The organism is Pigmentiphaga sp. GD03639 (assembly GCF_029845405.1).
In the GTDB taxonomy this organism is placed as follows: Bacteria; Pseudomonadota; Gammaproteobacteria; order Burkholderiales; family Burkholderiaceae_B; genus Pigmentiphaga; species Pigmentiphaga daeguensis.
Genome location: NZ_JAOCLR010000005.1, coordinates 42,249 through 65,101 on the forward strand (window position 1 = coordinate 42,249; position 22,853 = coordinate 65,101).

Sequence of the window (22,853 nt, forward strand, 5' to 3'; positions counted from 1 at the left end):
TTCCCTGCCTCCCGCTCTCACATGGACATCGATCCCAACCTGTCGCAAACAGAAAGAGCCGTCTACGGACTGCGCGGCCTGATCGTTCAAGGCAAGCTCAAACCCGGCGACCGGGTGCTGGAACAGGCGCTGGTCGACGCCTTCGGCGTGTCGCGCACGCCGGCCCGCGCCGCCATGCAGCGCATCAGCGAGGAAGGACTGATCTCCCTCCAGCCCTCGGGCGGCTATGTGGTGTCCAGCTTCACGGAAGACGATGTGTTCGACGCCATCTCGATCCGCGGCACGCTGGAGGGCATGGCGGCGCGCATGGCCGCCGAAAAAGGCGCGCCGGCGCGCGTCCTCAAGGCCATGCACGAATGCCTGGAAGAACTGGATGCGGTGGTGGGATCGTCCGATGTCGCCGGGCGCCAGAACGACTACGTCGTCCTGAACGACCGGCTGCATGAACTGATCTGCGGCGCCGCGCAAAGCCCCATGGTGGCCCGGGCGCTCGAGCGGCTGGTGGCCATTCCCTTCTCGGTCAACAACTCGTTCACCGACGTTCCCGCGTCGGCGAAGGCCGGCGTGCGGGACATCCTGCGCGGCGCGCAGGAGCAGCACCGCAACATCGTCGACGCTATCGAGAATCGGGAAGGCACGCGCGCACAGGCGCTGATGATCGAGCATTCGCGCTCGACGTGGAAATACCTCGACCTGATGCTGCACCTGCCGGAGCCGGGCACGCTCCCCGGCGGGCTGGAAGCGGCGCTGCGCGCCCGCCGGACCTGAAGGCGGGCGCGGCCGCGGCTGTCTACAGGGCGCGGTCGCCCAGTCCCACCTTGGCGTAGATTTCGTTGATGTGCCGCTTCACGTCCTCCGGCGTGTCGTCGGTGGCGGGCTTGTGCGCCCAGCCGGCCTTCTCGCGCGCGTAGCGGCCGATGACTTCGTCCTGGTCGGAGGTCGCGCCGCTGATGCCGTAGGCGCCCACCATCTCGTCGCCCTTGAACACGGGCGCGCAGCCGCCGGAGACGACGATCTGGCCGCCGGTGAATACCGAGGCATTGATCAGCATCTGCGGATTGCGTTCCTTGAACCATTGCTGGATGAGCAGTCCATCCTGGAAGCGCGGGCTCATGGAACGGAAGGCCGCCACGGTATAGGCCTTGGCGCGCGCCGTGTCGGGGGTGATGAAGCCCGCGTCGTCCATGCGCTCCAGCGCGATCAGGTGCCCTTCGGCGCTGACGACCGCGATCGACACCGGCACGCCCATCTCCAGCGCCTTTTCCTGCGCCGCGCGCATGAACTCCCGGCATTCGGCCAGTTGGATTCTTGCCATGCTTGTCTTGCTCCTGTGGTGATGATGAGGCCCGCGTGGGGCTATTCCAGCTTGACGCCCGCCGCCTGCATGACCTCGGCCCACTTGTCGACCTCGGCCCGGATGTAGCGGGCGGTTTCCTCGGGACCGGCCTTGACCGGTTCGATGCCTTGCGCGCGGAACTGCGCCCGCAGGTCCGGCGTATCCAGCGCGGACTGGATGGCCGCGGACAAGCGCCGCCCGACCACCTCGGGAGTGCCTGCCGGTGCCGCCAGGCCGAACCAGACCGAGGTGTCGAAGTCTTTCAACCCCAGCTCCGACAAGGTCTTCAGGTCGGGCAGCGCGGCGATGCGGTCCTTGCTGGCCGCCGCCAGCGCCACCAGCTTGCCGGACTGGATGTGCGGCAGCGCGGTGGACGCGGGCGCGAACATGATGGCGACCTGCCCGCCCAGGAGATCGGCCATGGCCGGCGAACTGCCTCGATAGGGCACGTGCAGCAACTGCACGCCCGCCTTGCTGGCGAACAGTTCTCCCGCCAGGTGCGGCGAGGTGCCATTGCCCGACGAGGCGAAGGTGATGCCGCCGGGCCGGGCCTTGGCGGCGCGGATCAGGTCGTCCACCGATTTCAGGTTGCGGGACGGGTGCGCGACCAGCACGTTGGGCACGTTGCCCACCAGCCCCACCGGCGCGAAGCTCTTGACCACGTCCACCAGGTCGGGATTGCGCGAGCTCGAGTTGATGGCGTTGGCGATGGTGACGACGAACAGCGTATAGCCATCGGCGGGCGCATTGGCGGCGGCGCGCGCGGCGATGTCGCTGCTCGCGCCTGGCCGGTTCTCGACCACGACGCTCTGGCCCAGCTCCGCGGCCAGCTTGCCGGCGACCAGGCGCGTACCCACGTCGGTGGAACTGCCCGGCGGAAAGCCGACCAGGACCCGGATGGGCTGGGAAGGGTATTTGTCCTGCGCGCCGGCCGCCGCCGGCACGCACGCGGATGCGGCCACGCAGAACGCGGCCAGCCATGTGCGGTGATTCATCGTGTCTCCCTGGACCGGGGCCGGTCCGCCCGGCCACTCTCATGATGGATGGCCGTATTACACGATCGGCTCACTTATAATTCAAACGAATATTTCTTATTCAGAAATGAGCTGATCTCATGAATTTGACGGTGCGGCAGTTGCAGGCCTTCGTGCTGGTCTCGCGTCTCGGCAGCTTCACCAAGGCGGCCCACGCCATGCACGTCACGCAGTCGGCACTCAGCCTGCTGGTACGCGAACTCGAAACGGGACTGGGAACGCGGCTGGTCGACCGCACCACGCGCAGCGTCAACGTCACGGCCGTGGGCCGCGAATTCCTGGCCAGCGCCGAGCGCATCCTGGACGACATCGGCCATGCCATCGCCAACGTCGACCAGTGGGTGGCTCATCAGCGCGGGCGCGTGGTCGTGGCTGCGCCGCTCGTGCTGTCCGGCACCCTGCTGCCGCCGCTGGTCGCGGACTTCCGGGCCGCCCATCCCGGCATCGAGCTCGTCCTGAAGGACTCGCTGCCGGACGAGGTGCTGCCGCAGGTCCGCAGCGGCGCGGCCGACCTGGGCATAGGAACGTTCCGGCGCACCGAGGCCGAGTTGCGGCACACGCAATTATTCGAGGAATCACTGGTCGCGATATTTCCGGTGGACCATCCGTTCGCCCGTGCGCGGCGCCTGCCATGGCGCCGGCTGGAACAGGAGCGCCTGCTGACGCTGCCGCGCGGCAGCGTATTCCGCGAGCTGGCCGAGCGGGGCTGCAATGCGGCGGGCTTGGCGCTCGATCCGGCGGGGGAAGCGACCTACGTCGGCACGCTGATCGGATTGGTCTCCGCGGGACAAGGGGTGGGCATCGTGCCCGGCTACGCGACCGCGCTGGCCGACCGGCGGGTCATCGCCTGGAAGCCCTTGCAGGACCCGGTCGTGCGGCGCGAGGTGTCGATCGTGCACCGCGCCACCGTGGCGGTCTCGCCCGCGGCGCAGGCCTTCATGGAGTTCGTCCTGGGACACGCCGGCATCCGGCGGCTGCGGCGCGCGTCCGCCAGGGATTGACAAGGACGCCGTTCAGTCCGTCTCGCCGTCGTCGAAGCGTGCGAGCAGCCGGGTCAGCAAGGGCTTGATCGCGCGCAATTCCTCCAGGTGCGCCGCCGACAGCTCCTCCAGCAGTTGCTCGGCATGCGCGGTCAGCACGAGCCGGACCTTGCGTCCGTCCTCGGGGTCCGCCATGCGCGCGACCAGGTCCATGCGCACCAGCCGTCCGGCCAGCTCCGCGGCCGAATGCGGCTTGATCAGCAGGCGCTCGGCGATCTCCCCCACGTACAGTCCGTCGCGCCCCGGCGCGCCCTTTATCGCCAGCAGCGCCTGATGCTGCTGCGGCGCGAGGCCGATGGCATGCGCCGCGTCCTCGCTGAATGCGATGAACCGGCGCAAGGCATAGCGGAACTCGGCCAGCAGCGCATAGTCGGCCGTCGACAGGCTGGGCCGCGCGGCGCGCGACGAGGAAGCGGTCTTCTTCACCCGGGGCATTCTAATATATGTCGTGGTACGATATATATGGCGATCCCAAGCCCGGGGCGCCCCTTCCCTGCCTCTTCATCATGTCTCATTCCGTACCCTCTACCCGGCTCGGCGATTTCACGACCGACCGCCGAGTCCTGCTGCTCATGGCCCTGGCCGCCGCCATCGGCCTGTGCAGCGTCGGCGCCGCATGGCTGCTGCTGCGGCTGATCACGCTGTGCACCAACCTCGCCTACTACGGCCGCCTGTCGCTCGAAGACCTGCCCATCGCCGGCACGCCGCTGGGCTGGACCACGGTGTTCGTGCCGGTGCTCGGCTGCCTCATCATCGGCTTCATGGCGCGCTACGGTTCCGAGAGGATCCGCGGCCACGGCATTCCCGAAGCCATGGAAGCCATCCTGATCGGCCGCAGCCGCATCCAGCCCAAGGTGGCGGTGCTCAAGCCGTTGTCGTCGGCGGTGTCGATCGGCACCGGCGGCCCGTTCGGCGCCGAAGGGCCGATCATCATGACGGGCGGCGCCATCGGCTCGCTGCTGGCGCAGATGGTCCACATGAGTTCGGCCGAACGCAAGACGCTGCTGGTGGCCGGCGCCGCTGCCGGAATGACGGCCATCTTCGGCACGCCGGTGGCCGCGCTGCTGCTGGCGGTGGAGCTGCTGCTGTTCGAATGGAAGCCTCGCAGCTTCCTGCCGGTGGCGGTGGCCGCCGTGGTCGCTGCCGCCGTCCGCCCGCTCGTGATGGACGGCGCGCCGCTGTTTCCCTATGCCGGCGCGGTCGACGTCTCGGCCGCGCACGTGGCCGCCTTCGCCGCGCTGGGCATCGCCGCCGGACTGGGATCGGGCGTGCTGACGACGCTGGTCTACGCCGCCGAGGACGGCTTCGCCAAGCTTCCCATCCACTGGATGTGGTGGCCCGCCATAGGCGGCGTGGTCATCGGGCTGGGCGGCCTGATCGAACCGGCCGCCCTGGGCGTGGGCTACGACAACATCCGTCACCTGCTGGCCGGCGACCTGGCGCTGCACGCGGTACTGCTCCTGCTGGCGGTCAAGGTCGTCATCTGGGCCGTGGCGTTGGGTTCGGGCACGTCAGGGGGCGTGCTGGCCCCGCTGCTGATCTTCGGCGGCGCGCTGGGCGCCCTGGCGACGCCGATCATGCCCGATGCCTCGCCCGGCTTCTGGGCCCTGCTGGGCATGGCGGCGATGATGGGCGGTACCATGCGCGCGCCGCTCACCGCCACGCTGTTCGCCGTGGAGCTGACCGGCAACTTCGGCGTGATGGTGCCCGTGCTTACCGCCTGCGCGTTCGCCTACGGCGTGACGGTGCTGCTGCTCAAGCGTTCGATCCTGACCGAGAAGATCGCCCGGCGCGGCCATCACGTCACCCGCGAATATCATGTGGACCCGTTCGATCTCGTGCGGGTGGCCGACCTGATGACACGGCAGGTGGAAACGCTGCCGGCCTCGATGACGGTCGGCGAAGCGGTGGAACACTTCACCACGCTGGAGCGCCGCCACACCAGCTACCCTGTGGTCGATGCGCAGGGCGTGGTCGTGGGCGAGGTCACCCGCGCCGACAGCCTGGCCTGGACGGTCGAGCAGGAGAACCGCGACCAGCCCATGGGCGAACTGCTGGCCGACCGGGAACTTCTGGTCGCCTATCCGGACGAACTCGCCAGCCAGTTGGCCGACCGCATGGCGCTCGCCGGCGTGGGACGGGTGCCCATCGTCGACCGCGCCAACGGGAAGCTGGTGGGGCTCGTGGGCCGCAAGGACCTGTTGCGGCTGCGAGCGCTGCGCCTGGCTGAAGAGCGCGATCGCATGGCCTATTTCCGATGGAGCGCGGACACCGGTCGCCAGTCCACTCACGACATCCGATAAGACATGCCCATCTCGAAGATGGTGGCGGCGCTGGCCTGCGCCCTCTGCATCGCCGCCGCCCACGCCCAGCCCTCGCCCGCCGCCGTCCCCGTTCCTGCGCTGCCCGCCCGCGCCTGGCTGCTCCTGGATGCGACCAGCGGCCAGGTACTGGGCGCGCACGATCCGGACAAGCGCATCGAGCCGGCCTCGCTCACCAAGATGATGACGGCCTACGTCGTGTTCCAGGCCCTGCGCGACCATGCCGTCGGCCGCGACACGCGGGTCACGGTCTCGACGCGGGCCTGGAAGGTGGCGCCGGGAAGCTCCCGCATGTTCCTCGAACCCGGCAAGCAGGCCACGATAGACGAGTTGCTGTACGGGCTGCTGGTGCAATCGGGCAACGATGCCGCGATCGCGCTGGCCGAGGGCGTCGCCGGCTCGGTCGAGGCTTTCGTCGAACGCATGAACCAGGAGGCGGGGGAACTGGGCCTGGCCTCGACCCACTTCTCCAATCCGCACGGCCTGCCCGATCCGCAGACGTATTCGACCGCGCGCGACCTGTCCGTGCTGGCGGCCCGGATCGTGCGCGACTTTCCCGACCTGGCCGGTACCTACGATGCCACCCGGCAGTACACCTACAACGGCATCACGCAGCCCAATCGCAACCGCCTGCTGTGGCTGGACGCCAGCGTGGACGGCATGAAGACGGGCCATACGGAGTCGGCGGGATACAGTCTCGTGGCGACCGCGCGGCGCGCCAGCGGCAGTATCCAGCGGCGGCTGATCTCGGTCGTGGTCGGCACCGCCTCGGACCGCGACCGTACCCGGCAGAGCCGCGAACTGCTGGAGTGGGGTTTCCGCAATTTCGAAACGGTGCGGCTTTACGCGGGCGGCGACGCGGTCGGTTCGCCGCGGGTCTGGAAAGGCGCGCGCTCGGCCGTGCCCATGGGGTTCCAGCGCGACACCTACATTACCGTGCGCCCGGGAGCACGGATAGAGCGCATCCTGCATCCGGCCTCGCCCCTGATCGCACCGCTGGCGGCGGGACAACGCGTGGGCGAACTCGAGGTGCGCGTCGACGGCGAACCGGCCCGTCGCCTGCCGCTGGTCGCCCTCCAGCCGGTGCCGGCGGCATCGTGGTTCGGACGCGCCTGGGACGGGCTGCGCCTGTGGCTGCACGAACTGGGCGCCTGAGGCCCGCACGGATTTTGCAGCGGATGCCCCGCATGGTAGGCTGGGCAAAAACAAGGCAGCGGGCCTCGCGGTCCCGCTCCATGGCAGATGACATCCGTTCCAGCGCAGTCCCCTCCGTCCGATACGCCGGCCGGCCAAGCCCGGCGCGGCGGAACGATCTCGATACGCATCGGCCTGCTTGCCCTGGTCGTCGTCTGTACGCTCCCCGCCACGCTGGTGGCGGGCCTCGCGGTGTACGAGACCTACGCGCTGCGCAAGACCCGCATCTACGAAACCACCGTCCTGGCCGCCCGCAGCCTGGCCGCCGACCTGGACCAGGAAGTGGAAGGAATCGGCTCCGGCCTGCGCGTGCTGGCAAGCTCCACCGACCTGGTGCGCGCGGACCTGGCCTCGTTCCACCAGCGGGCCATCGAAGCGCTCAAGTACCAGGACATCGACCGCTACGTCCTGACGGACACCCGCGGCAACGAGGTGCTGGATACTTCGGAGCCCTATCCCGGCGTCCTCCCGCCGCCCGTCAGGCTACCCGACCTGCCCCAGGTCTCCAGCGGCGGCAGCCATCCGCTCGTTGCAAGGCTGGGGCCGCCTCGGGAGGGCCGGGGCCTCACCATCATCGTCGGCGTACCCGTCCTGATCGACGGCGAAGCGCGCTATCTGCTTTTCGCCGACCTGGGTTCTGACCGCCTAAGCGCCCTGATGACCCGCCACGCCCTGGGCGAAGGCTGGGTGGCCGCCCTGCTCGACCGCGACGCGACCATCCTGGGACGGACCCGCGACGAAGCGCGTTTCGTCGGGCAGCGGGCCGTGTCCTCGCTGGCCGACGCCGTGCGCCATGAACGCGAAGGTACGCTGCAAAGCCTGACCAAGGAGGGGATTCCCGTCCTGACGGCGTTCAGCCGCCTGGCCACGACCCAATGGACCGTCGCCGTGGGGGCGCCCGCCGCGGCCTTCACCGCCGACCTATACCGGGCCATGGCCTGGGTGGCGGGCGGCGGCCTGCTGGCCATCCTGTTCGGACTGGGCCTGGCCTATCAGTTGGCGCGCCGGATCGAACAGGCGGTAGGCAACCTCGTGGAACCCGCCCTGGCGCTGGGCGCCGGCCACCGTGTCAGCGTGGCGCCACCACACTTCAAGGAAACGGCGGCCGTGGCCGATGCCATCGAGCACGCCGCCGGTACGCTCGAGCAAGCCCGCCAGCTTGCCTATTACGACCCGCTCACCCAGTTGAGCAACCGGGTCCTGTTCGCGGAACTGGCCCGGCGCGCGATCGCCGCCGCGCAACGGTCCCGGGCGTCGCTGGCCCTGGTCGCCGTGGACCTCGATCATTTCAAGACCGTCAACGACGTCCATGGCCACGGCACGGGGGATACCGTGCTGCAGATCGCCGCGCGCCGCATGGCCGACGCCGTGCGCCATTCGGACGTGGTGGCGCGCTACGGCGGCGACGAGTTCATGGTGCTGCTGGACGGCGCGGGCCCGGCCGCCGCCGAGGCCGTGGCCAACAGCCTGGTGGCGGTGCTGTCCGAACCCTATCCGGGCGTCTCGCCCCAGGTAGGCGCCTCGGCGGGCATCGCGGTCTTCCCGCACTCCGGCACCTCGCTGGAAGAACTGATCAGCCGCGCCGACGCGGCGCTGTATGCCGCCAAGTCGCGCGGCAGGAACCAGGCGGTGCTCGATCCTGAAGCCCAGGACAGCGCCCCGGAACGCTCGCTGTTCTGATCCTTCTTACATCCGGTTGCCGGCGCGGCCGCCGTCGCCTGCTACCGTTGGCGGGAAGCGCCATGCCTCGCGCGGGCGCCGGCAACCGGAGCAGCCATCATGAAGACCGCCGCCTTCGCATGCCTCGCAGCCGTGCTCATCGCCGGCTGCGGCACGCCGTCCAGGGAACACGACACGCCAGCCGCCAGCCCCGTCGTCGACGGGCACAACGCCCGCAACGCGCTGGACTGGGACGGCGTCTACGAGGGCACGCTGCCCTGCGCCGACTGCCCCGGCATCCGGACCCGGCTCACGCTGCGCCAGGATGGCCGCTACGAGCTGGAGACCCAGTATCTCGACCGCCAGCCGCGCGTCGACCGCGTCGAGGGCAGCTTCACATGGCAGCCCGACGGCACCCGCATCACCCTGGACCAGGCCGCGGGCGGCAGGCAGTACTTCGTGGCCGAGGGACGGCTCATCCAGCTCTACATGGACGGCACGCGTCCCCAGGGGCCGCTGGCCGGCAACCATGAATTGCAGAAGGTGGAAAATACCGGCCGCTAAGCGGCCGTGTCATCGTTTGTCCTTATACTTTCGCCTGGGCAGAGCCGCTTCGACGGCCACAAGAACAACCACCGGGAACCGCCATGTCTTTTGCCAGCTTGCTTGGACGCATCGCGCTCTGGGCCGCGCTCTACGTGGCCTGCGCCTATCTGTCGTTCGCCCTGGACGATCCCGTCACCCAGGTGTCCTTCGTCTGGTTCCCCGCCGGCGTCGCTGTCGCCGCCTTCTTCGCCATGCCGCGCGCGGCCTGGGCGGCCCTGACCGCCGCGCTGTTCGCCGCCGACCTGGCGCTGTCCGCACTGACCGGCCATCCCCTCATCCCCTCGGCCTGGCTCGCCGGCCTGTCGCTCGCCTCCACGCTCGGCATCGCCTGGCTGTCGCAGCGCTATGCGCAGGGGCGGGACGACTTGCACGCGGTGCTCGGATGGGTGGCCGTCACCTTCGTGGTCAGCGCCGTCGCCGCGGTTTGCGGCAGCGCGGGACTGGCGCTGATCAAGCACGAAGTCCTGTGGGAAGCCGTCTCCGACCTGGCGTGGATATGGTGGGCCGCCACCGTGACCGGCGTGCTGTTCGGCGTCTCGGTGCTGATGGGATTCATGGGCTTTCGCACGATCGAGGCGCCGCCGGGTCCCATCGGCCGTACCGTGGGCATTGCCGCGTGGCTGCTGCTGGCGGCCATGACCTGGTACGTGTTCGGCGTGCACCGCCCGTCCATGTCCGAGGCGCCGCTGCTGCTGGGACTGGCCTGCATTCCGCTGGCGCTGGCCACCGTGGCCACGCTCAGCGGCGGCAACCGCATGGGTTCGCTGGCCGTGCTGACCATGGCGGCCATCGTCATCTATCACTCCAACGCCGGGCGCGGCCCTTTCTTCCTGCGCGGCTTCCTGCCGGGCGAGCCCCTGCTGCTTGCCCAGTGCTATCTCGTGTCGGTCGCCATGCTGCAGGTCTTCGTGCGGGTGCTGACCCGTGGCATCCGGCGCCCGCGCACGGCCGGCGCGGACGGCACCGGCGGCCGCGAGACCCTGTACCGGCTGGATCTCGCCTCCGGCACCATCGTCTGGGACGCGCCGCCCGACGCCCGCCCCGGCCCCGGGACCCTGGATGAAGTGCTGCGGCAGGTCCATCCGGACGACCGCCAGGGCTTGCGGGACCGCCTGCGCGCCGCCGACGGGACGCCGGGGCTGGAGCGCCCCTTCCCCTTCCGCCTGGCGACCGCGCCCGATCAGTGGACGACGGTCGTCGACCTGAACCGGGGGGCCATGATGGGGCCCGACGGCGCTTTCATCATCGGCAGCTGGCGGCTGCCCACCCCGCACCACGGCGCATAAGGGAAACCATGATCCAGCTTGCCCTGCTTCTGTTCGGCGCCGGCTTCGTCCGCAGGAACATCCACCTGCTGCTACTGATCGGCTTCGCCTGGGCCGCCCTGGGCGTGGTCATCACCCTGGACGGCGTGGACGGCGCGCGCTACTTCCCGCTGACGCTCTTCGGCGCGCTGCTGCTGGTGGAAAGCCTGGTCACGCTGACGGTCGCCGGCAGCGGCATGGGCGCCCAGAAGGCCGTGCTGGCCTTCAAGGGCGGCATCTTCCTGCTGGTCGCGCTGCTGATCCTGGCCGGCGGCTCCATCAGCAACCTGCTGCTGGCCATCATCCTGGGCCTGGCCTACTTCGTGCTGGGCGTGTTCCAGATCGCCTCGGCCTGGGTGCTGCGCTACGACCGCTGGCGCCTGTCCGTGCTGGGCGGCTGCGCCCAGGTCCTGTTCGGCCTGTTCCTGTTCCAGCCCTATCCCACCCACTACGCCGGCACGGTCTCCTACTTCATCGGCGTCACCATGCTGGTCGCCGGCATCAACACCATGCGGGTGGCCGCCCGCGCCCGCAAGCTGAGCGAGCAGTCATCCATGTTCGACCTGCTGGCGCCGGCCGACCTGCGCGGGGCCGGCGCCAGCCCGCCGCCTGCCCGGCAGCCGGCGCCGGCGGGCCCCTTGACCGTCCACGTCTGGACCCCCGAAGGCTCGGCCAAGGACAAGACCGTGTCGCGGCCGGTATTCAACCGCTACATCGCCGCCGTCGACGTGCAGGGCGTGATATCGACCGGACATGCCGCCATGGAAGTGCCGCCGTCGACCTACATCAGCCTGTATCCCGCGGTCGACATCGACCGCTCGCCCTCCGAGTTCTTCAACGTATTGAAGGCGGTCAAGGAAAACGACGTGCCGGGCAAGTTCCAGCCCGACTACGCGACCGAGTCCAAGGCCTGGTGTCCGTCGAACTGGCAGGTCAGGTTCGAGCGGTACGACTACGGGAAACTCCAGGCCTTCTGGCAGCGCTACCGCGACCAGGAAATCTATAACCTCACGCGGCGCAACTGCTCCAGTTCGGTCTCGTACGCGCTGGAGTCCGCCCTGGACGGCGTGCTGGACGACCGCAGCCGCAGCGTGCGGCAGGTGCTGCGCACCCTGCTGATGCCCGAATTGTGGATTGCCGCGCAGGTGCGCCAGCGCGCCCAGGTCATGGCCTGGACCCCCGGCCTGACGCTGGACTACAGCCGCGCGCTGCGCGCGGTCGTCCATCCCGTCCAGCAATCCTGGTTCTCGCGCTTCCTGGCGGCCGCCACGCGCATGACCTCGCGCAGCGGCGCCTGAGCCGTGCCTGGGGGGCGGCCCATCGGACCGCGCTGTCTATATGACAAGAAGGACCGGGCTAGGGCTGTCCCGTATACCCTGCCCCTTGAAAGCCCCCTGTCCCATCCCTATAATTAGCACTCGATTGCATAGAGTGCTAACAACGCTGCCTGGGCAGCGTCCCGGCCTCCGGCAACAGGCTCAAGCGCCGCGTTTCGACGCGGCACCGGCCGAATAACGGCTTTCCAGCCTCTTTTTCTGACAAATAGACGTCAACTTCGAACATCAGGAGTTTGTATGGCCCTCCGTCCCCTGCACGATCGCGTGATCGTCAAGCGCCTGGACAACGAGCGTAAAACCGCGTCCGGCATCGTCATTCCCGACAGCGCTGCCGAAAAGCCCGACCAGGGTGAAGTGCTGGCCGTCGGCCCGGGCAAGAAGACCGAGGACGGCAAGGTGCTGCCGGTCGACGTCAAGGTCGGCGACAAGGTCCTGTTCGGCAAGTACGCCGGCCAGGCCGTGAAGGTCGACGGCGACGAACTGCTCGTCATCCGCGAAGAAGAAATCCTGGCGGTGATCCAGTAAGCCCTCGCGGCCCGCTGTCCGATCCCCCGGCATTCAACACCATCATCCAAGGAATTTCGTAAATGGCTGCCAAACAAGTCCAGTTCGGTGATGACGCCCGCGCCCGCGTCGTCCGTGGCGTGAACGTCCTCGCCAACGCCGTCAAGGTCACCCTCGGTCCCAAGGGCCGCAACGTGGTCCTGGAGCGCTCCTTCGGCGCCCCCACCGTCACCAAGGACGGCGTGTCCGTCGCCAAGGAAATCGAACTGAAGGACAAGTTCGAGAATCTGGGCGCCCAGCTCGTCAAGGAAGTGGCTTCCAAGACCAGCGACAACGCCGGTGACGGCACCACCACCGCCACCGTGCTGGCCCAGGCCATCGTGCACGAAGGCCAGAAGTACGTGACCGCCGGCCTGAACCCGATGGACCTGAAGCGCGGCATCGACAAGGCCGTCGCCGCCGCCATCGAAGAGCTGAAGAAGATCAGCAAGCCCTGCTCGTCGAGCAAGGAAATCGCCCAGGTCGGCTCGATCTCGGCCAACAGCGATTCGTCGATCGGCCAGATCATCGCCGACGCGATGGAAAAAGTGGGCAAGGAAGGCGTCATCACCGTCGAAGACGGCAAGTCGCTGGAAAACGAACTGGACGTCGTCGAAGGCATGCAGTTCGACCGCGGCTACCTGTCGCCCTACTTCATCAACAACCCCGACAAGCAAGTCGCGGCCCTGGACGATCCCTTCGTCCTGATCCACGACAAGAAGATCAGCAACATCCGCGAACTGCTGCCCGTGCTGGAGCAAGTCGCCAAGGCCAGCCGCCCGCTGCTGATCATCGCTGAAGACGTCGACGGCGAAGCCCTGGCCACCCTGGTGGTCAACAACATCCGTGGCATCCTGAAGACCACCGCCGTCAAGGCTCCGGGCTTCGGCGACCGCCGCAAGGCCATGCTGGAAGACATCGCCATCCTGACCGGCGGCACCGTGATCTCGGAAGAGACCGGCCTGTCGCTGGAAAAGGCCACCCTGCAAGAGCTGGGCCAGGCCAAGCGCATCGAAGTGGCCAAGGAAAACACCACGATCATCGACGGCGCCGGCGACAGCAAGGCCATCGAGGCCCGCGTCAAGCAGATCCGCACCCAGATCGAAGAAGCGACCTCGGACTACGACCGTGAGAAGCTGCAAGAGCGCGTGGCCAAGCTGGCCGGCGGTGTTGCCGTGATCAAGGTCGGCGCTGCCACCGAAGTCGAAATGAAGGAAAAGAAGGCTCGCGTCGAAGACGCCCTGCACGCCACGCGTGCCGCGGTGGAAGAAGGCGTGGTGCCCGGCGGCGGCGTGGCCCTGCTGCGCGCCAAGCAAGCCATCAAGGACACCAAGGGTGCCAACGCCGACCAGGACGCCGGCATCAAGATCGTCCTGCGCGCCATTGAAGAGCCGCTGCGCACCATCGTCGCCAACGCCGGCGACGAGCCCAGCGTCATCGTCAACAACGTGCTGAACGGCAAGGGCAACTACGGCTACAACGCCGCCACCGGCGAATACGGCGACATGGTCGAAGCCGGCGTGCTGGACCCCACCAAGGTCACCCGCACCGCCCTGCAGAACGCCGCCTCGGTCGCTTCGCTGCTGCTGACGACGGAAGCCACCGTGGTCGAGCTGGTCGAAGACAAGCCCGCTGCTCCCGCCCCCGGCGGCATGGGTGGCATGGGCGGCATGGGTGGCATGGACTTCTAAGAAGCCCCGCCGCCGGTCCCGGGCCCGCCCGGGACGCTGCTTCGAAACCCGCGAGCGTTTGTGCTCGCGGGTTTTTTCGTTTCGGCGGGTAATACCGCATTTGGAGGATGACTCGCCGAATAGCGGTTCATACCATGGGCGTGCATACACACTTGGCAAGGACCGCTCCGCCATGGACTCGGACAACAGGATCTTCCATCGCCGCCTGGCCCGGCTCGCCCTGCTCGGGGCGGCCACGCTATTTTGCGGCGCCGCGTCCGGCGCGACGTATTGCTCGTTCGTCAATCGCGACGACGGGGGCAACCGCAAGTTCACGGTGCGCATCGACACGGCCCGGTTCAAGGGCGAACCGGTGGCCGTCAACGATTGCACCCCAAGCACGATCATCGAGCTGATCACCCACCGGAACTACCAGATCCCGGAGCCGCTCTGGCTATCCTCGGGCTTCGACGAGGACCGGAATCGACTCAGCTACAAGCTGGTCATGAAACAGAGCGGGGGCTATTCCGGCCTCGCCCAGGCCATCATCGTCGAAGCGACCGACAGCAGCGAAGTCGGCGACGTGTATCCGATCCACCTGGAGCCCGTCGACTCCATCAACGTCATCTTCGTTTCAGGATCCAACAACGAGGCGCGCGAGAAGATCCCGAAACGGAAATATACCCTCGAGGGCAAGTTCAACTCGAAGTGATTCCCATCCCTGGGACGATGCCGAAACCCCGCAAGCGCCTGGCTAGCGGGTTTTTTATTGCCTGCGCCAAGCAGCCCCTTGACCGAGTTGCGCTTCGCAACTACATTGGTTGCGATGCGCAACCTCGAACCAGGTACCCGTGGATCCCATGCCGGCTTTGTCCCACGCCCCCGACTCGCTCGTCCAGGAACTTCGCGGACTCTCCCGCAAACTGGTCCGCGAGTTCGGCTTCATGCGGGCGACGCTGGCGGATACGGATCTTGCGCCGTCGGCGGTCCATGCCATTCTGGAGATCGGGGCGGCGCCCGGCATCAATGCGAAGGACCTCGGCCGTCTCCTGAAGCTGGACAAGTCGAACACGAGCCGGCAGCTTGCCAGGCTGCAAGCCGACGGCCTGCTCAAGCGGCAGGCTGCGGCGGGTGACGGACGTTCGTTCGCGCTTCACCTGACCCCTGCAGGACACGCCCTGCGGAAAAAGATCGATCGATACGCCACGGCCCAGGTGTCGAACGCGCTGCGGCGTATCGTTCCCGCCGATCAGCGGGCGCTCGTCCACGCGCTGGCCCAGTATGCGCAGGCCCTGGCCGAAGGCGCCGACTCCGCAGCCACGGCCCGCGAGCCCTCCGCCGGCATCCATGAGGGCTACCGCCCTGGCTGCGTCGGCGACATCGCCAGCCTGCACGCCCGCTTCTATTCGGAAAACTGGGGCTTTGGCGCCTTCTTCGAAAAGAAGGTGGCCACGGAACTGGCCACTTTTGCCGAGGCGCTGCCCGCCGACGGCAAGGCCTTGTGGCTCTACGTGGAAAACCGCCGCACCCTGGCCTCCCTGGCCATGGACGGCAATCCGGCGTCGGGCATCGCCCATCTGCGATGGTTCATCGTCGACGATGCGCTGCGCGGCACGGGCGTCGGACGGGAGCTGATGTCGCGCGCGATGCGGTTCGTGGACGACCGTTTCCAGGAGACCTGTCTGTGGACGTTCAAGGGCCTGGACGCGGCGCGCCATTTGTACGAATCGTTCGGCTTTCGCCTGGTCGAGGAATCGGAAGGCGAACAATGGGGGGCGAGAGTCACCGAACAGCGGTTCAGCCGTCGTCGCCCGAATCCCCACCCGGATTGACGGCGCCTGGCCATCCCGCGAATTCGACCGCAAGGAGCGGAGTGCCGGGCCGCGCCCGGGTTCCTACACTGGCCTCGCCTTCAGCGAAGCGAGTGATGCGCCATGAACACCCCCTCTACCCTGTTTTTGCTGAGCCGCATCGAGTCGCCCATGGGCGGCATGCTGCTCGTCACGGACGCGCGGCAGGTCGTGCGCGCGCTGGACTTCGCCGACCACGAGGCGTACCTGCATCGAGGCTTGCGCGAACACTACGGCCGTGTCGAGCTGGCCGAAGCCCCCCCGCCCGCCGGAATCGCGCGGGCCCTGGCCCGGTACTTCGCGGGTACGCTGGACGCGCTCGACGCCCTGCCGACGGAGACGGCCGGCTCGCCGCTGCAACGCCGGGTCTGGGCCGCGCTGCGTGGCATCCCGGCCGGCACCACCACGAGCTATGGCAAGCTGGCCCGCGAACTGGGCTTCGACGATCCGCGCGCGGCCATCGCGATCGGTGCGGCCAACGGCTCCAATCCCATCGCCATCATCGTGCCGTGCCATCGGGTCATCGCCAGCAGCGGCGATCTCAAGGGCTATGCCTGGGGCCTGCCCCGCAAGCGCTGGCTGCTGGAACACGAGAAGGCGATCTCCCCACAGTCCGCCACCATGGAAACCGCGGCGCTTTCCGGGTTCTGACCAGGGGCGCTCGCATGCATGCATCCATCACGCCATCGACCGCCTGGACTGGGCCGGCATCGCCGAACGGCTGGACCAGGACGGCCATGCGCTGCTGCCGGGCCTGCTGGACCCGGAGGCGGCACGCGACCTGGCTCGGCAGACAGCGGCCACGCGGGCCGCCCCGGGGTTCGGGTGGCCCCTACCGGATCCACCTGAAGCACGGCATCAGCCGCGTGCATCAGGGCGAGCGCGTAGCTATGGAACTATCTTTTCACGACGCGCGGTAAGCCTGGCATCCGTTCAGAATGGTAAACACAGCGCAACAACACCGCCGTTTTGCGTCAACTTTTTTTTGCGCATAACGCATAGAAATGGAAGCCGGCCGTCTTGCAGTCAGAGGCCGCCATGGCCTGTGATCGAATTTCCGATTAACCCTAATCCATGGCGCCCGTCTACCCTATTTGTCCGATATCAATGATCGGAAATGGCCAAATTCTTGTAACCAGATAATTGCGCAGCACACATATATTCCGCTAAGTGCTTGTTTTTCAAAAATAAACACTCGCAATGAAATATTGCGTCACAGCTGCCCGGTGGGATAAATTTTGCCCGCCTACCCGTGGTTTTTTCCTCTCGGGCCACGGCACTCAGACGCAAGGTCATGCTTCAAGAATACGTGCCGGAAACACGTAGCTCCGCCTTGCCAGAATGGGCGCAGACCCCATGAAGAGACTCTCTTCGGCCGAATAGGCCCTTGTCCCATCCCCTCTTCGGGGGACACATCACCCGTACTCGCGTTCTCCCGCATTCCGCCGCATCCGCGTCCGGAATCGCCGTGCTTTGGCACGCGCGAACGCATCGATCATCCGAGACAAGGACCATCCATGGACGCCACTTCTTCCGTCATCAGCTATCTTTCCGGCCGCCAGTGCGCGGTGCAGTGGAAGATCTTCCTGCTATCGACCGCGCAGGAACTGGCCGAGAAATTCTCGGCCGCCGAATTGCGCACCTTCATGCGCCGCGTGGGCGGGCGCTTCGGGCGTGAATTGCCCGTGCCGGCCTGCACCACGCTGGACGACATCCAGCTGGCCATGAGCCAGATCTGGACGCGCCTGGACTGGGGCTGGGTCGAGATCACGGACGAAACCGATCATCTGCACCTGCAGCACTATTGCGCCCCCCTCGAGGCCGCGCTGGGACGTGAAGCCCTGGCCTGGACGCCCTCGTTCCTGGAGGGTGTCTACCAGCAGTGGTTCGAGCAACTGGGCGCCGGCGACAGGCTGCGCGTCTCGCAGGTTTCCGACTTCGACAGCATCGGCGGCATAGGCTTGCGCCTGGGATCGCCCGCAGCGGCCTGAGGTGGCCATGGATACGACCAACCATCCCGAGGCGGAGGATACGCTCCAGCCCGCCACGCCGTCGGCCCTGCCGCCCGTGAGCCGCTGGCCCGCCCTGGCCCAGCGCCGCGCGGTGCCAGCCGTGGGCAGCGCCGCGGACGACCAGGCGGCGGAGCCGCCCACCGTGTACGTCCCGCCCACCCGCTTCCACGCCGCCGATGAGGCATCCGTGGCGCAGGAGCCGGCCGCCGGTCCGGACGCCGGCCAACCCGCCCTCGCGCAGACCGCCGCGCCGCCTCCGGTTCCGTCATTGCCGGCCTTCGCGGACGAACCGATCGCGGGGATCTTCGCACGCCTGCGCGGCTACGCCGACGACGGCCGGCCGGATCCCCAGGCCATGCCCGCGCTGTTCCGGCGCCTGCTCAGGAACTGATCCATGAAGCCGAGCCAGACCCGAAGGAGAATCGCGTGAGTCCGCTGCCGCCAGCCGTTCCCACCTCCCGCCAGGCACCGGCAGACGCCCGCGCCGACCGCCTGGCGGCGCTGCCGCTGTGGAGCCACCCGCTTGTCCGGATCGTGCTGGCCGCCGTGGCCTGCTTCAGCCTGGCCGTCGTCATCACCGCCCCGCTGGAAGCGCTGCCGCAACTGCTGCTGTCCCTGGTGGCCCTGGTGGCCGCGCTGGTATTGCGCAACGTCGCGGGGCGCCTGCCGACGGTGTTGATGGTGCTGCTGTCTGCGACGATGTCGTTGCGCTACATGTACTGGCGGCTGACCTCGACGCTGGATTTCCAGAGCTGGCTGGACATCGCCTTCGGCTACGGCCTGCTGCTGGCCGAGATCTATGCCCTGTCGGTACTGCTGCTGGGCTATCTGCAAACCATCTGGCCGCTGCGCCGGCTGCCGGCCGCGATGCCCGCCGATCCGGCGACCTGGCCGTCGGTGGATATCCTGATCCCGACCTACAACGAGCCGCTGGACGTGGTGAAGCAGTCGGTGCTGACCGCCGTCTCGCTGGACTGGCCGGCCGACCGCCTGCACATCTTCGTGCTGGACGACGGCCGCCGCAAGGAATTCCAGGACTTCTGTTCCGAGCTGGGCGTGGGCTACATCGCGCGCAGCAACAACGAATCGGCCAAGGCCGGCAACCTGAACGCGGCGCTGGAGCTGACCAGCAGCGAGTACGTGGCCGTGTTCGACTGCGACCACATCCCCACCCGCTCCTTCCTGCAGATCTGCATAGGCTGGTTCCTGAAGGATCCGAAGCTGGCGATGCTGCAGACGCCCCACTATTTCTTCTCGGCCGATCCGTTCGAGAAGAACCTGCATACCTTCCGCGCGGTGCCCAACGAGGGCGAGCTGTTCTACGGCCTGGTCCAGGACGGCAACGACCTCTGGAACGCGGCGTTCTTCTGCGGTTCGTGCGCGGTCCTGCGCCGCAGCCAGCTCGAGGAAGTGGGCGGCATCGCCACCGAGACGGTGACCGAGGACGCCCACACCGCCCTCAAGCTGAACCGCGCGGGCTACAACACGGCCTACCTGGCCGTCCCGCAGGCGGCCGGCCTGGCGACGGAAAACCTGTCCCGCCACATCGGCCAGCGCGTGCGCTGGGCGCGCGGCATGGCGCAGATATTCCGGGTCGACAACCCGCTGTTCGGCAAGGGCCTGAGCCTGAGCCAGCGCATGTGCTACCTGAACGCCATGCTGCACTTCTTCTACGGCCTGCCGCGCCTGGTGTTCCTGACCGCGCCGCTGGCCTTCCTGTTCTTCGGCGCACACGTGTTCCAGGCATCGGCGCTGATGATCACGCTGTATGCCTTCCCCCACCTGATCCACGCCAACCTGACCAGCTCGCGGATGCAGGGGCGCTTCCGCCACTCGTTCTGGAACGAGGTCTACGAATCGGTACTGGCCTGGTACATCATGCGGCCGGCACTGCTGGCCCTGATCAACCCCAGGCTGGGCAAGTTCAACGTCACGGCCAAGGGCGGCGCCCAGGGCCAGGCGTGGTTCGACTGGGACATGGCCAAGCCCTACCTCGTGCTGCTGGCCCTGAACATCGCCGGCCTGATCGCCGGCCTGATCTCGCTGGCCGTCGTCGACTATGACTCGGGCGGCCTGTTCACCCTGGCGATCAACCTGCTCTGGACCCTCTACAACATCATCATCACCAGCGCGAGCATCGCCGTCGCCCGCGAGGAGCGGCAGTTCCGCTCGCAGCCCCGCGTCGCCGCGCAGATCCCGGCCATGCTGCGCCTGCCGAACGGCAAGACCGTGGCGTGCAGCACCACCGACTATTCCGCGACCGGCCTGGGCATCCAGCTGCCGCCGGAACTGGAACGGCTGGAGATCGGGCAGGAACTGCACGTGGCCCTGTTCCGCGGCACCGAGCAGCGGGTCTTTCCCGCCACCATCGTGTTCTCGACCGACCACCACCTGGGCCTGCGCTTCGAATCGCTGACGCTGCAACAGCAGGTGGAAATGGCCGAGATGACCTTCGCGCGCGCCGACACCTGGGCCGAGAACTGGGGCCAGAACACGCCCGACGCGCCGCTGGTCGGCCTGCGCGAGGTCGTGCGCATCGGCGTGCTCGGCATGAAGCAACTCGCCCTACACGGAGGCCAGGCCGTGCGCGCCCGCCTGCAAGCCCGTCCTATCCAAACCAGGATGAAGAATCGATGACAACAACCAGAAATCTTCCCCGCAAGCGCGCCTACGCATTGTCCGCCAGGCCGCTCTCGGCGATGCTGGCCGCCGCGCTGCTGCTGAACTCGCTGCCGCTGCAGGCCGCCACCCAGCCGGCTCCGGCCGGCGGCGAGTCCCCCGCCAAGCCCGAGCAACTGGTGTCGGGCGGCCGTACCTATGGCGTCACGCTCAAGCAGCTCGGCGCGGGCGCGCCCATGGTGATCCGCGGCGTGGAAGGCAGCTTCAGCCTGCCCTTCGACATCCGCGCCGACGAGGTCGTGTCCTCGGCGCGGCTGCGCCTGCGCTACACCTATTCGCCCGCGCTGCTGGCCGACCTGTCGCACATCAACGTGCTGGTCAATGGCGAAGTCGCGGCCTCGGTGCCGGTGCCCAAGGAAAGCGCGGGCGAGCCCAAGGAAACCGTGGTCGACCTGCCTTCGCAGCTCATCACGCAATTCAACAACCTGAACGTGCAGCTCATTGGCCACTACACGATGGAGTGCGAGGATCCCCTGCACTCCAGCCTGTGGGCCAACGTCAGCAACCGCAGCACGCTGGAGCTCACGGTCACGCCGCTGGTGCTGGCCAACGACCTGTCCATCCTGCCCCTGCCCTTCTTCGACCGGCGCGACAGCCGGCCGCTGACGCTGCCCTTCGTGTTCGCCGCCGCGCCGGACAACACCACCCTGGAGGCGGCCGGCATCCTGTCGTCGTGGTTCGGAGCGCTGGCGAGCTACCGCGGCGCGCGCTTCCCGACCGCCGTCAACCAGCTGCCCACCAAGGGCAACGCCATCCTGCTGACCACGGGCGAGCTGCGCTCGGGCGGGCTCGACCTGCCCGCCCCCAGCGGGCCGAGTGTCACCCTGGTCCCCAACCCCAACGACATGTACGGCAAGCTGCTGGTGCTGGGTGGCCGCGATGCCAAGGAACTCAAGCGGGCCGCCCAGGCCGTGGTCACGGGCAGCAAGGCGCTGACCGGCCAGCGCGCGGTCATCACGCAACTGGCGGAACTCGAACCGCGCAAGCCCTATGACGCGCCCAACTGGCTGCGCAGCGATCGTCCGGTCAAGTTCGGCGAACTGGTGCCGCCCGCCAGCCTGAACGTCTCGGGCTTCGCGCCTCCCACCATTCCGGTCGACCTGCGCCTGCCGCCCGATCTGTTCGGCTGGCGCGAGAGCGGCATTCCACTGGACCTGCGGTATCGCTACACGCCCCAGCAACTGTCGACCAGCTCGACCATGACCCTGGGCGTGAACGACCAACTGGTGAAGTCGTTCCCGCTGCCGTCGATCGAACGCCTGAACGGCGGCGAAGGCCTGCTGGCCAAGCTCCAGACGGACAGCAGCATTCCCGTGCGGGCGCAGATGGAGCTGCCGCTGCAGCTGATGCCGCCGCGCTCGCGGCTGCAGTTCCGCTACCAGTACGACTACATCAAGGAAGGCCAGTGCCGTGACGTGATCATCGACAACGTCCGCGGCGCGATCGAACCGGATTCGACCATCGACATCTCCGGCTTCAAGCACTATATCGCCCTGCCCGACCTGGCCGTGTTCCACAACAGCGGCTTCCCGTTCACCCGGATGGCGGACCTGTCGCAGACCGCGATCATTCTTCCGGACAGCGCCGGCACCGCCGAGTACAGCACCTACCTGGGCGTGCTGGGCCGCCTGTCGGAATCGACCGGCTATCCCGCGCTGAACGTCACGGTCGCGCGCGCCGAGCAGGTTTCGGGCCTGGCCGACAAGGACCTGCTGGTGATCGCATCGGGCGACAACCAGCCCCTGCTCAAGCAATGGAGCAGCCAGCTGCCCGTCTCGCTGGCCGAGGGCGGCCGCCGCTTCAGCCTGTCGGACTGGGTCTACCAGGCCTGGAACTGGGTCGTTCCCAATCCGCGCGAGGACACGGGCAAGGCCCGCAATTCGCTGTCCTTCACGACCGATGGCGCCAGCGTGGTATTCGCGGGCTTCGAATCGCCGCTGCGCAGCGGCCGCAGCGTGGTCGCGATCTCGGCCACCCGCCCCGAAGGCCTGGCCGAAGCCGTGGATGCGCTGATCGGCGAAGACCGGACCGAGTTCATCCAGGGCAGCGTGTCCGTCGTGCGCGGCAAGCAGGTCGACTCGCTGGTCTCGGGCCCGACCTACTACGTGGGATCGCTGGGTTTCTTCAAGAGCATCCAGTGGTACGCCGCCCGCCAACCCTGGATCCTGCTGCTGCTTGCCGTGTTCGGCATCGCGCTGCTGGGCCTCCTGGTCTACATCGCGCTTCGCGCCCGGGCGGCCCGCCGCCTGAACGCCTGAGCGACGCCGG

The 22,853-nt window shown here is 67.9% G+C and carries 21 protein-coding genes; 18 read left to right on the forward strand and 3 right to left on the reverse strand.

Annotation, left to right across the window (positions count from 1 at the left end):
* The first annotated feature begins 21 nt into the window (after positions 1-21).
* Complete coding sequence (locus N5K27_RS06870) at positions 22-768, forward strand: GntR family transcriptional regulator (protein WP_087839792.1); 747 nt, start codon at positions 22-24, stop codon at positions 766-768.
* 22 nt (positions 769-790) lie between these two features.
* On the opposite strand, the gene N5K27_RS06875 is transcribed toward N5K27_RS06870, so the two are convergent.
* Positions 791-1,315, reverse strand: a complete 525-nt coding sequence (locus tag N5K27_RS06875) for a heme-binding protein (protein ID WP_279815402.1) — start codon at positions 1,313-1,315, stop codon at positions 791-793.
* 41 nt (positions 1,316-1,356) lie between these two features.
* Positions 1,357-2,331: a tripartite tricarboxylate transporter substrate binding protein gene (locus N5K27_RS06880; RefSeq protein ID WP_279815404.1), complete on the reverse strand. Its 975-nt coding sequence runs from the start codon at positions 2,329-2,331 to the stop codon at positions 1,357-1,359.
* Positions 2,332-2,450: 119 nt separating this feature from the next.
* Between N5K27_RS06880 and N5K27_RS06885 the strand changes: the two genes are divergently transcribed.
* A complete protein-coding gene (locus N5K27_RS06885; protein WP_087839794.1) occupies positions 2,451-3,371 on the forward strand; it encodes a LysR family transcriptional regulator in 921 nt (306 codons plus the stop codon).
* Positions 3,372-3,383: 12 nt separating this feature from the next.
* Here the strand turns inward: N5K27_RS06885 and N5K27_RS06890 are convergent, their stop codons facing one another.
* Entirely contained in the window at positions 3,384-3,845 is a 462-nt protein-coding gene (locus N5K27_RS06890; protein WP_087839795.1) for a MarR family transcriptional regulator, read from the reverse strand.
* 71 nt (positions 3,846-3,916) lie between these two features.
* Here N5K27_RS06890 and N5K27_RS06895 point away from each other — a divergent pair, with 71 nt between their 5' ends.
* The 16 genes from N5K27_RS06895 (at position 3,917) to bcsB (ending at position 22,843) form a co-directional block, all read left to right on the forward strand.
* Positions 3,917-5,713, forward strand: coding sequence for a chloride channel protein (locus N5K27_RS06895; RefSeq protein ID WP_279815407.1), 1,797 nt, complete (start codon positions 3,917-3,919; stop codon positions 5,711-5,713).
* A 3-nt stretch (positions 5,714-5,716) separates the two neighbouring features.
* Positions 5,717-6,886, forward strand: coding sequence for a D-alanyl-D-alanine carboxypeptidase family protein (locus tag N5K27_RS06900; RefSeq protein ID WP_279815408.1), 1,170 nt, complete (start codon positions 5,717-5,719; stop codon positions 6,884-6,886).
* An 87-nt stretch (positions 6,887-6,973) separates the two neighbouring features.
* On the forward strand, positions 6,974-8,605 hold the full coding sequence (locus N5K27_RS06905; protein ID WP_279815410.1) for a sensor domain-containing diguanylate cyclase: 1,632 nt from the start codon (positions 6,974-6,976) through the stop codon (positions 8,603-8,605).
* Positions 8,606-8,704: 99 nt separating this feature from the next.
* A complete protein-coding gene (locus N5K27_RS06910) occupies positions 8,705-9,148 on the forward strand; it encodes a copper resistance protein NlpE (protein WP_087839797.1) in 444 nt (147 codons plus the stop codon).
* 83 nt (positions 9,149-9,231) lie between these two features.
* Positions 9,232-10,476, forward strand: coding sequence for an MASE1 domain-containing protein (locus N5K27_RS06915; protein WP_087839798.1), 1,245 nt, complete (start codon positions 9,232-9,234; stop codon positions 10,474-10,476).
* Between the two features lie 8 nt (positions 10,477-10,484).
* Positions 10,485-11,792 carry an MFS transporter gene (locus N5K27_RS06920; protein ID WP_087839799.1) on the forward strand — a complete coding sequence of 436 codons (1,308 nt, stop codon included), beginning with the start codon at positions 10,485-10,487 and terminating at the stop codon, positions 11,790-11,792.
* 276 nt (positions 11,793-12,068) lie between these two features.
* Complete coding sequence (gene groES / locus N5K27_RS06925; RefSeq protein WP_087781765.1) at positions 12,069-12,356, forward strand: co-chaperone GroES; 288 nt, start codon at positions 12,069-12,071, stop codon at positions 12,354-12,356.
* A gap of 62 nt (positions 12,357-12,418) precedes the next feature.
* Positions 12,419-14,065, forward strand: coding sequence for a chaperonin GroEL (gene groL / locus N5K27_RS06930; RefSeq protein ID WP_087839800.1), 1,647 nt, complete (start codon positions 12,419-12,421; stop codon positions 14,063-14,065).
* Positions 14,066-14,237: 172 nt separating this feature from the next.
* Positions 14,238-14,756, forward strand: coding sequence for a hypothetical protein (locus N5K27_RS06935; protein WP_279815416.1), 519 nt, complete (start codon positions 14,238-14,240; stop codon positions 14,754-14,756).
* 148 nt (positions 14,757-14,904) lie between these two features.
* Complete coding sequence (locus tag N5K27_RS06940) at positions 14,905-15,876, forward strand: bifunctional helix-turn-helix transcriptional regulator/GNAT family N-acetyltransferase (protein ID WP_279815418.1); 972 nt, start codon at positions 14,905-14,907, stop codon at positions 15,874-15,876.
* 102 nt (positions 15,877-15,978) lie between these two features.
* Positions 15,979-16,545 (forward strand): methylated-DNA--[protein]-cysteine S-methyltransferase, encoded by a 567-nt coding sequence (locus N5K27_RS06945; protein ID WP_279815420.1) that lies wholly within the window; start codon positions 15,979-15,981, stop codon positions 16,543-16,545.
* An 86-nt stretch (positions 16,546-16,631) separates the two neighbouring features.
* Positions 16,632-16,814, forward strand: coding sequence for a 2OG-Fe(II) oxygenase (locus N5K27_RS06950; RefSeq protein ID WP_279815639.1), 183 nt, complete (start codon positions 16,632-16,634; stop codon positions 16,812-16,814).
* A 597-nt stretch (positions 16,815-17,411) separates the two neighbouring features.
* A complete protein-coding gene (bcsD, locus tag N5K27_RS06955; RefSeq protein ID WP_279815422.1) occupies positions 17,412-17,885 on the forward strand; it encodes a cellulose biosynthesis protein BcsD in 474 nt (157 codons plus the stop codon).
* A 7-nt stretch (positions 17,886-17,892) separates the two neighbouring features.
* Positions 17,893-18,297: a hypothetical protein gene (locus tag N5K27_RS06960; protein WP_279815423.1), complete on the forward strand. Its 405-nt coding sequence runs from the start codon at positions 17,893-17,895 to the stop codon at positions 18,295-18,297.
* 116 nt (positions 18,298-18,413) lie between these two features.
* The gene (bcsA, locus tag N5K27_RS06965) at positions 18,414-20,543 is read left to right on the forward strand and encodes a UDP-forming cellulose synthase catalytic subunit (protein ID WP_279815641.1); all 2,130 of its coding nucleotides are present in this window, start codon (positions 18,414-18,416) and stop codon (positions 20,541-20,543) included.
* A complete protein-coding gene (bcsB, locus tag N5K27_RS06970; protein WP_279815425.1) occupies positions 20,540-22,843 on the forward strand; it encodes a cellulose biosynthesis cyclic di-GMP-binding regulatory protein BcsB in 2,304 nt (767 codons plus the stop codon). Before bcsA ends, bcsB begins: the two co-directional genes overlap by 4 nt.
* Positions 22,844-22,853 lie beyond the last annotated feature (10 nt).

What these genes read in the sequence shown, in the direction of transcription:
- N5K27_RS06960 (WP_279815423.1), top strand. Translation starts at nt 17,893, where the DNA reads ATGGATACGACCAACCATCCCGAGGCGGAGGATACGCTCCAGCCCGCC.
- N5K27_RS06880 (WP_279815404.1), bottom strand. Translation starts at nt 2,331, where the DNA reads ATGAATCACCGCACATGGCTGGCCGCGTTCTGCGTGGCCGCATCCGCG.
- groL (WP_087839800.1), top strand. Translation starts at nt 12,419, where the DNA reads ATGGCTGCCAAACAAGTCCAGTTCGGTGATGACGCCCGCGCCCGCGTC.
- bcsD (WP_279815422.1), top strand. Translation starts at nt 17,412, where the DNA reads ATGGACGCCACTTCTTCCGTCATCAGCTATCTTTCCGGCCGCCAGTGC.
- N5K27_RS06895 (WP_279815407.1), top strand. Translation starts at nt 3,917, where the DNA reads ATGTCTCATTCCGTACCCTCTACCCGGCTCGGCGATTTCACGACCGAC.
- N5K27_RS06900 (WP_279815408.1), top strand. Translation starts at nt 5,717, where the DNA reads ATGCCCATCTCGAAGATGGTGGCGGCGCTGGCCTGCGCCCTCTGCATC.
- N5K27_RS06950 (WP_279815639.1), top strand. Translation starts at nt 16,632, where the DNA reads ATGCGCTGCTGCCGGGCCTGCTGGACCCGGAGGCGGCACGCGACCTGG.
- N5K27_RS06875 (WP_279815402.1), bottom strand. Translation starts at nt 1,315, where the DNA reads ATGGCAAGAATCCAACTGGCCGAATGCCGGGAGTTCATGCGCGCGGCG.
- groES (WP_087781765.1), top strand. Translation starts at nt 12,069, where the DNA reads ATGGCCCTCCGTCCCCTGCACGATCGCGTGATCGTCAAGCGCCTGGAC.
- N5K27_RS06920 (WP_087839799.1), top strand. Translation starts at nt 10,485, where the DNA reads ATGATCCAGCTTGCCCTGCTTCTGTTCGGCGCCGGCTTCGTCCGCAGG.
- bcsB (WP_279815425.1), top strand. Translation starts at nt 20,540, where the DNA reads ATGACAACAACCAGAAATCTTCCCCGCAAGCGCGCCTACGCATTGTCC.
- N5K27_RS06890 (WP_087839795.1), bottom strand. Translation starts at nt 3,845, where the DNA reads ATGCCCCGGGTGAAGAAGACCGCTTCCTCGTCGCGCGCCGCGCGGCCC.
- N5K27_RS06870 (WP_087839792.1), top strand. Translation starts at nt 22, where the DNA reads ATGGACATCGATCCCAACCTGTCGCAAACAGAAAGAGCCGTCTACGGA.
- N5K27_RS06915 (WP_087839798.1), top strand. Translation starts at nt 9,232, where the DNA reads ATGTCTTTTGCCAGCTTGCTTGGACGCATCGCGCTCTGGGCCGCGCTC.
- N5K27_RS06910 (WP_087839797.1), top strand. Translation starts at nt 8,705, where the DNA reads ATGAAGACCGCCGCCTTCGCATGCCTCGCAGCCGTGCTCATCGCCGGC.
- N5K27_RS06945 (WP_279815420.1), top strand. Translation starts at nt 15,979, where the DNA reads ATGAACACCCCCTCTACCCTGTTTTTGCTGAGCCGCATCGAGTCGCCC.
- N5K27_RS06905 (WP_279815410.1), top strand. Translation starts at nt 6,974, where the DNA reads ATGACATCCGTTCCAGCGCAGTCCCCTCCGTCCGATACGCCGGCCGGC.
- N5K27_RS06885 (WP_087839794.1), top strand. Translation starts at nt 2,451, where the DNA reads ATGAATTTGACGGTGCGGCAGTTGCAGGCCTTCGTGCTGGTCTCGCGT.
- N5K27_RS06940 (WP_279815418.1), top strand. Translation starts at nt 14,905, where the DNA reads ATGCCGGCTTTGTCCCACGCCCCCGACTCGCTCGTCCAGGAACTTCGC.
- N5K27_RS06935 (WP_279815416.1), top strand. Translation starts at nt 14,238, where the DNA reads ATGGACTCGGACAACAGGATCTTCCATCGCCGCCTGGCCCGGCTCGCC.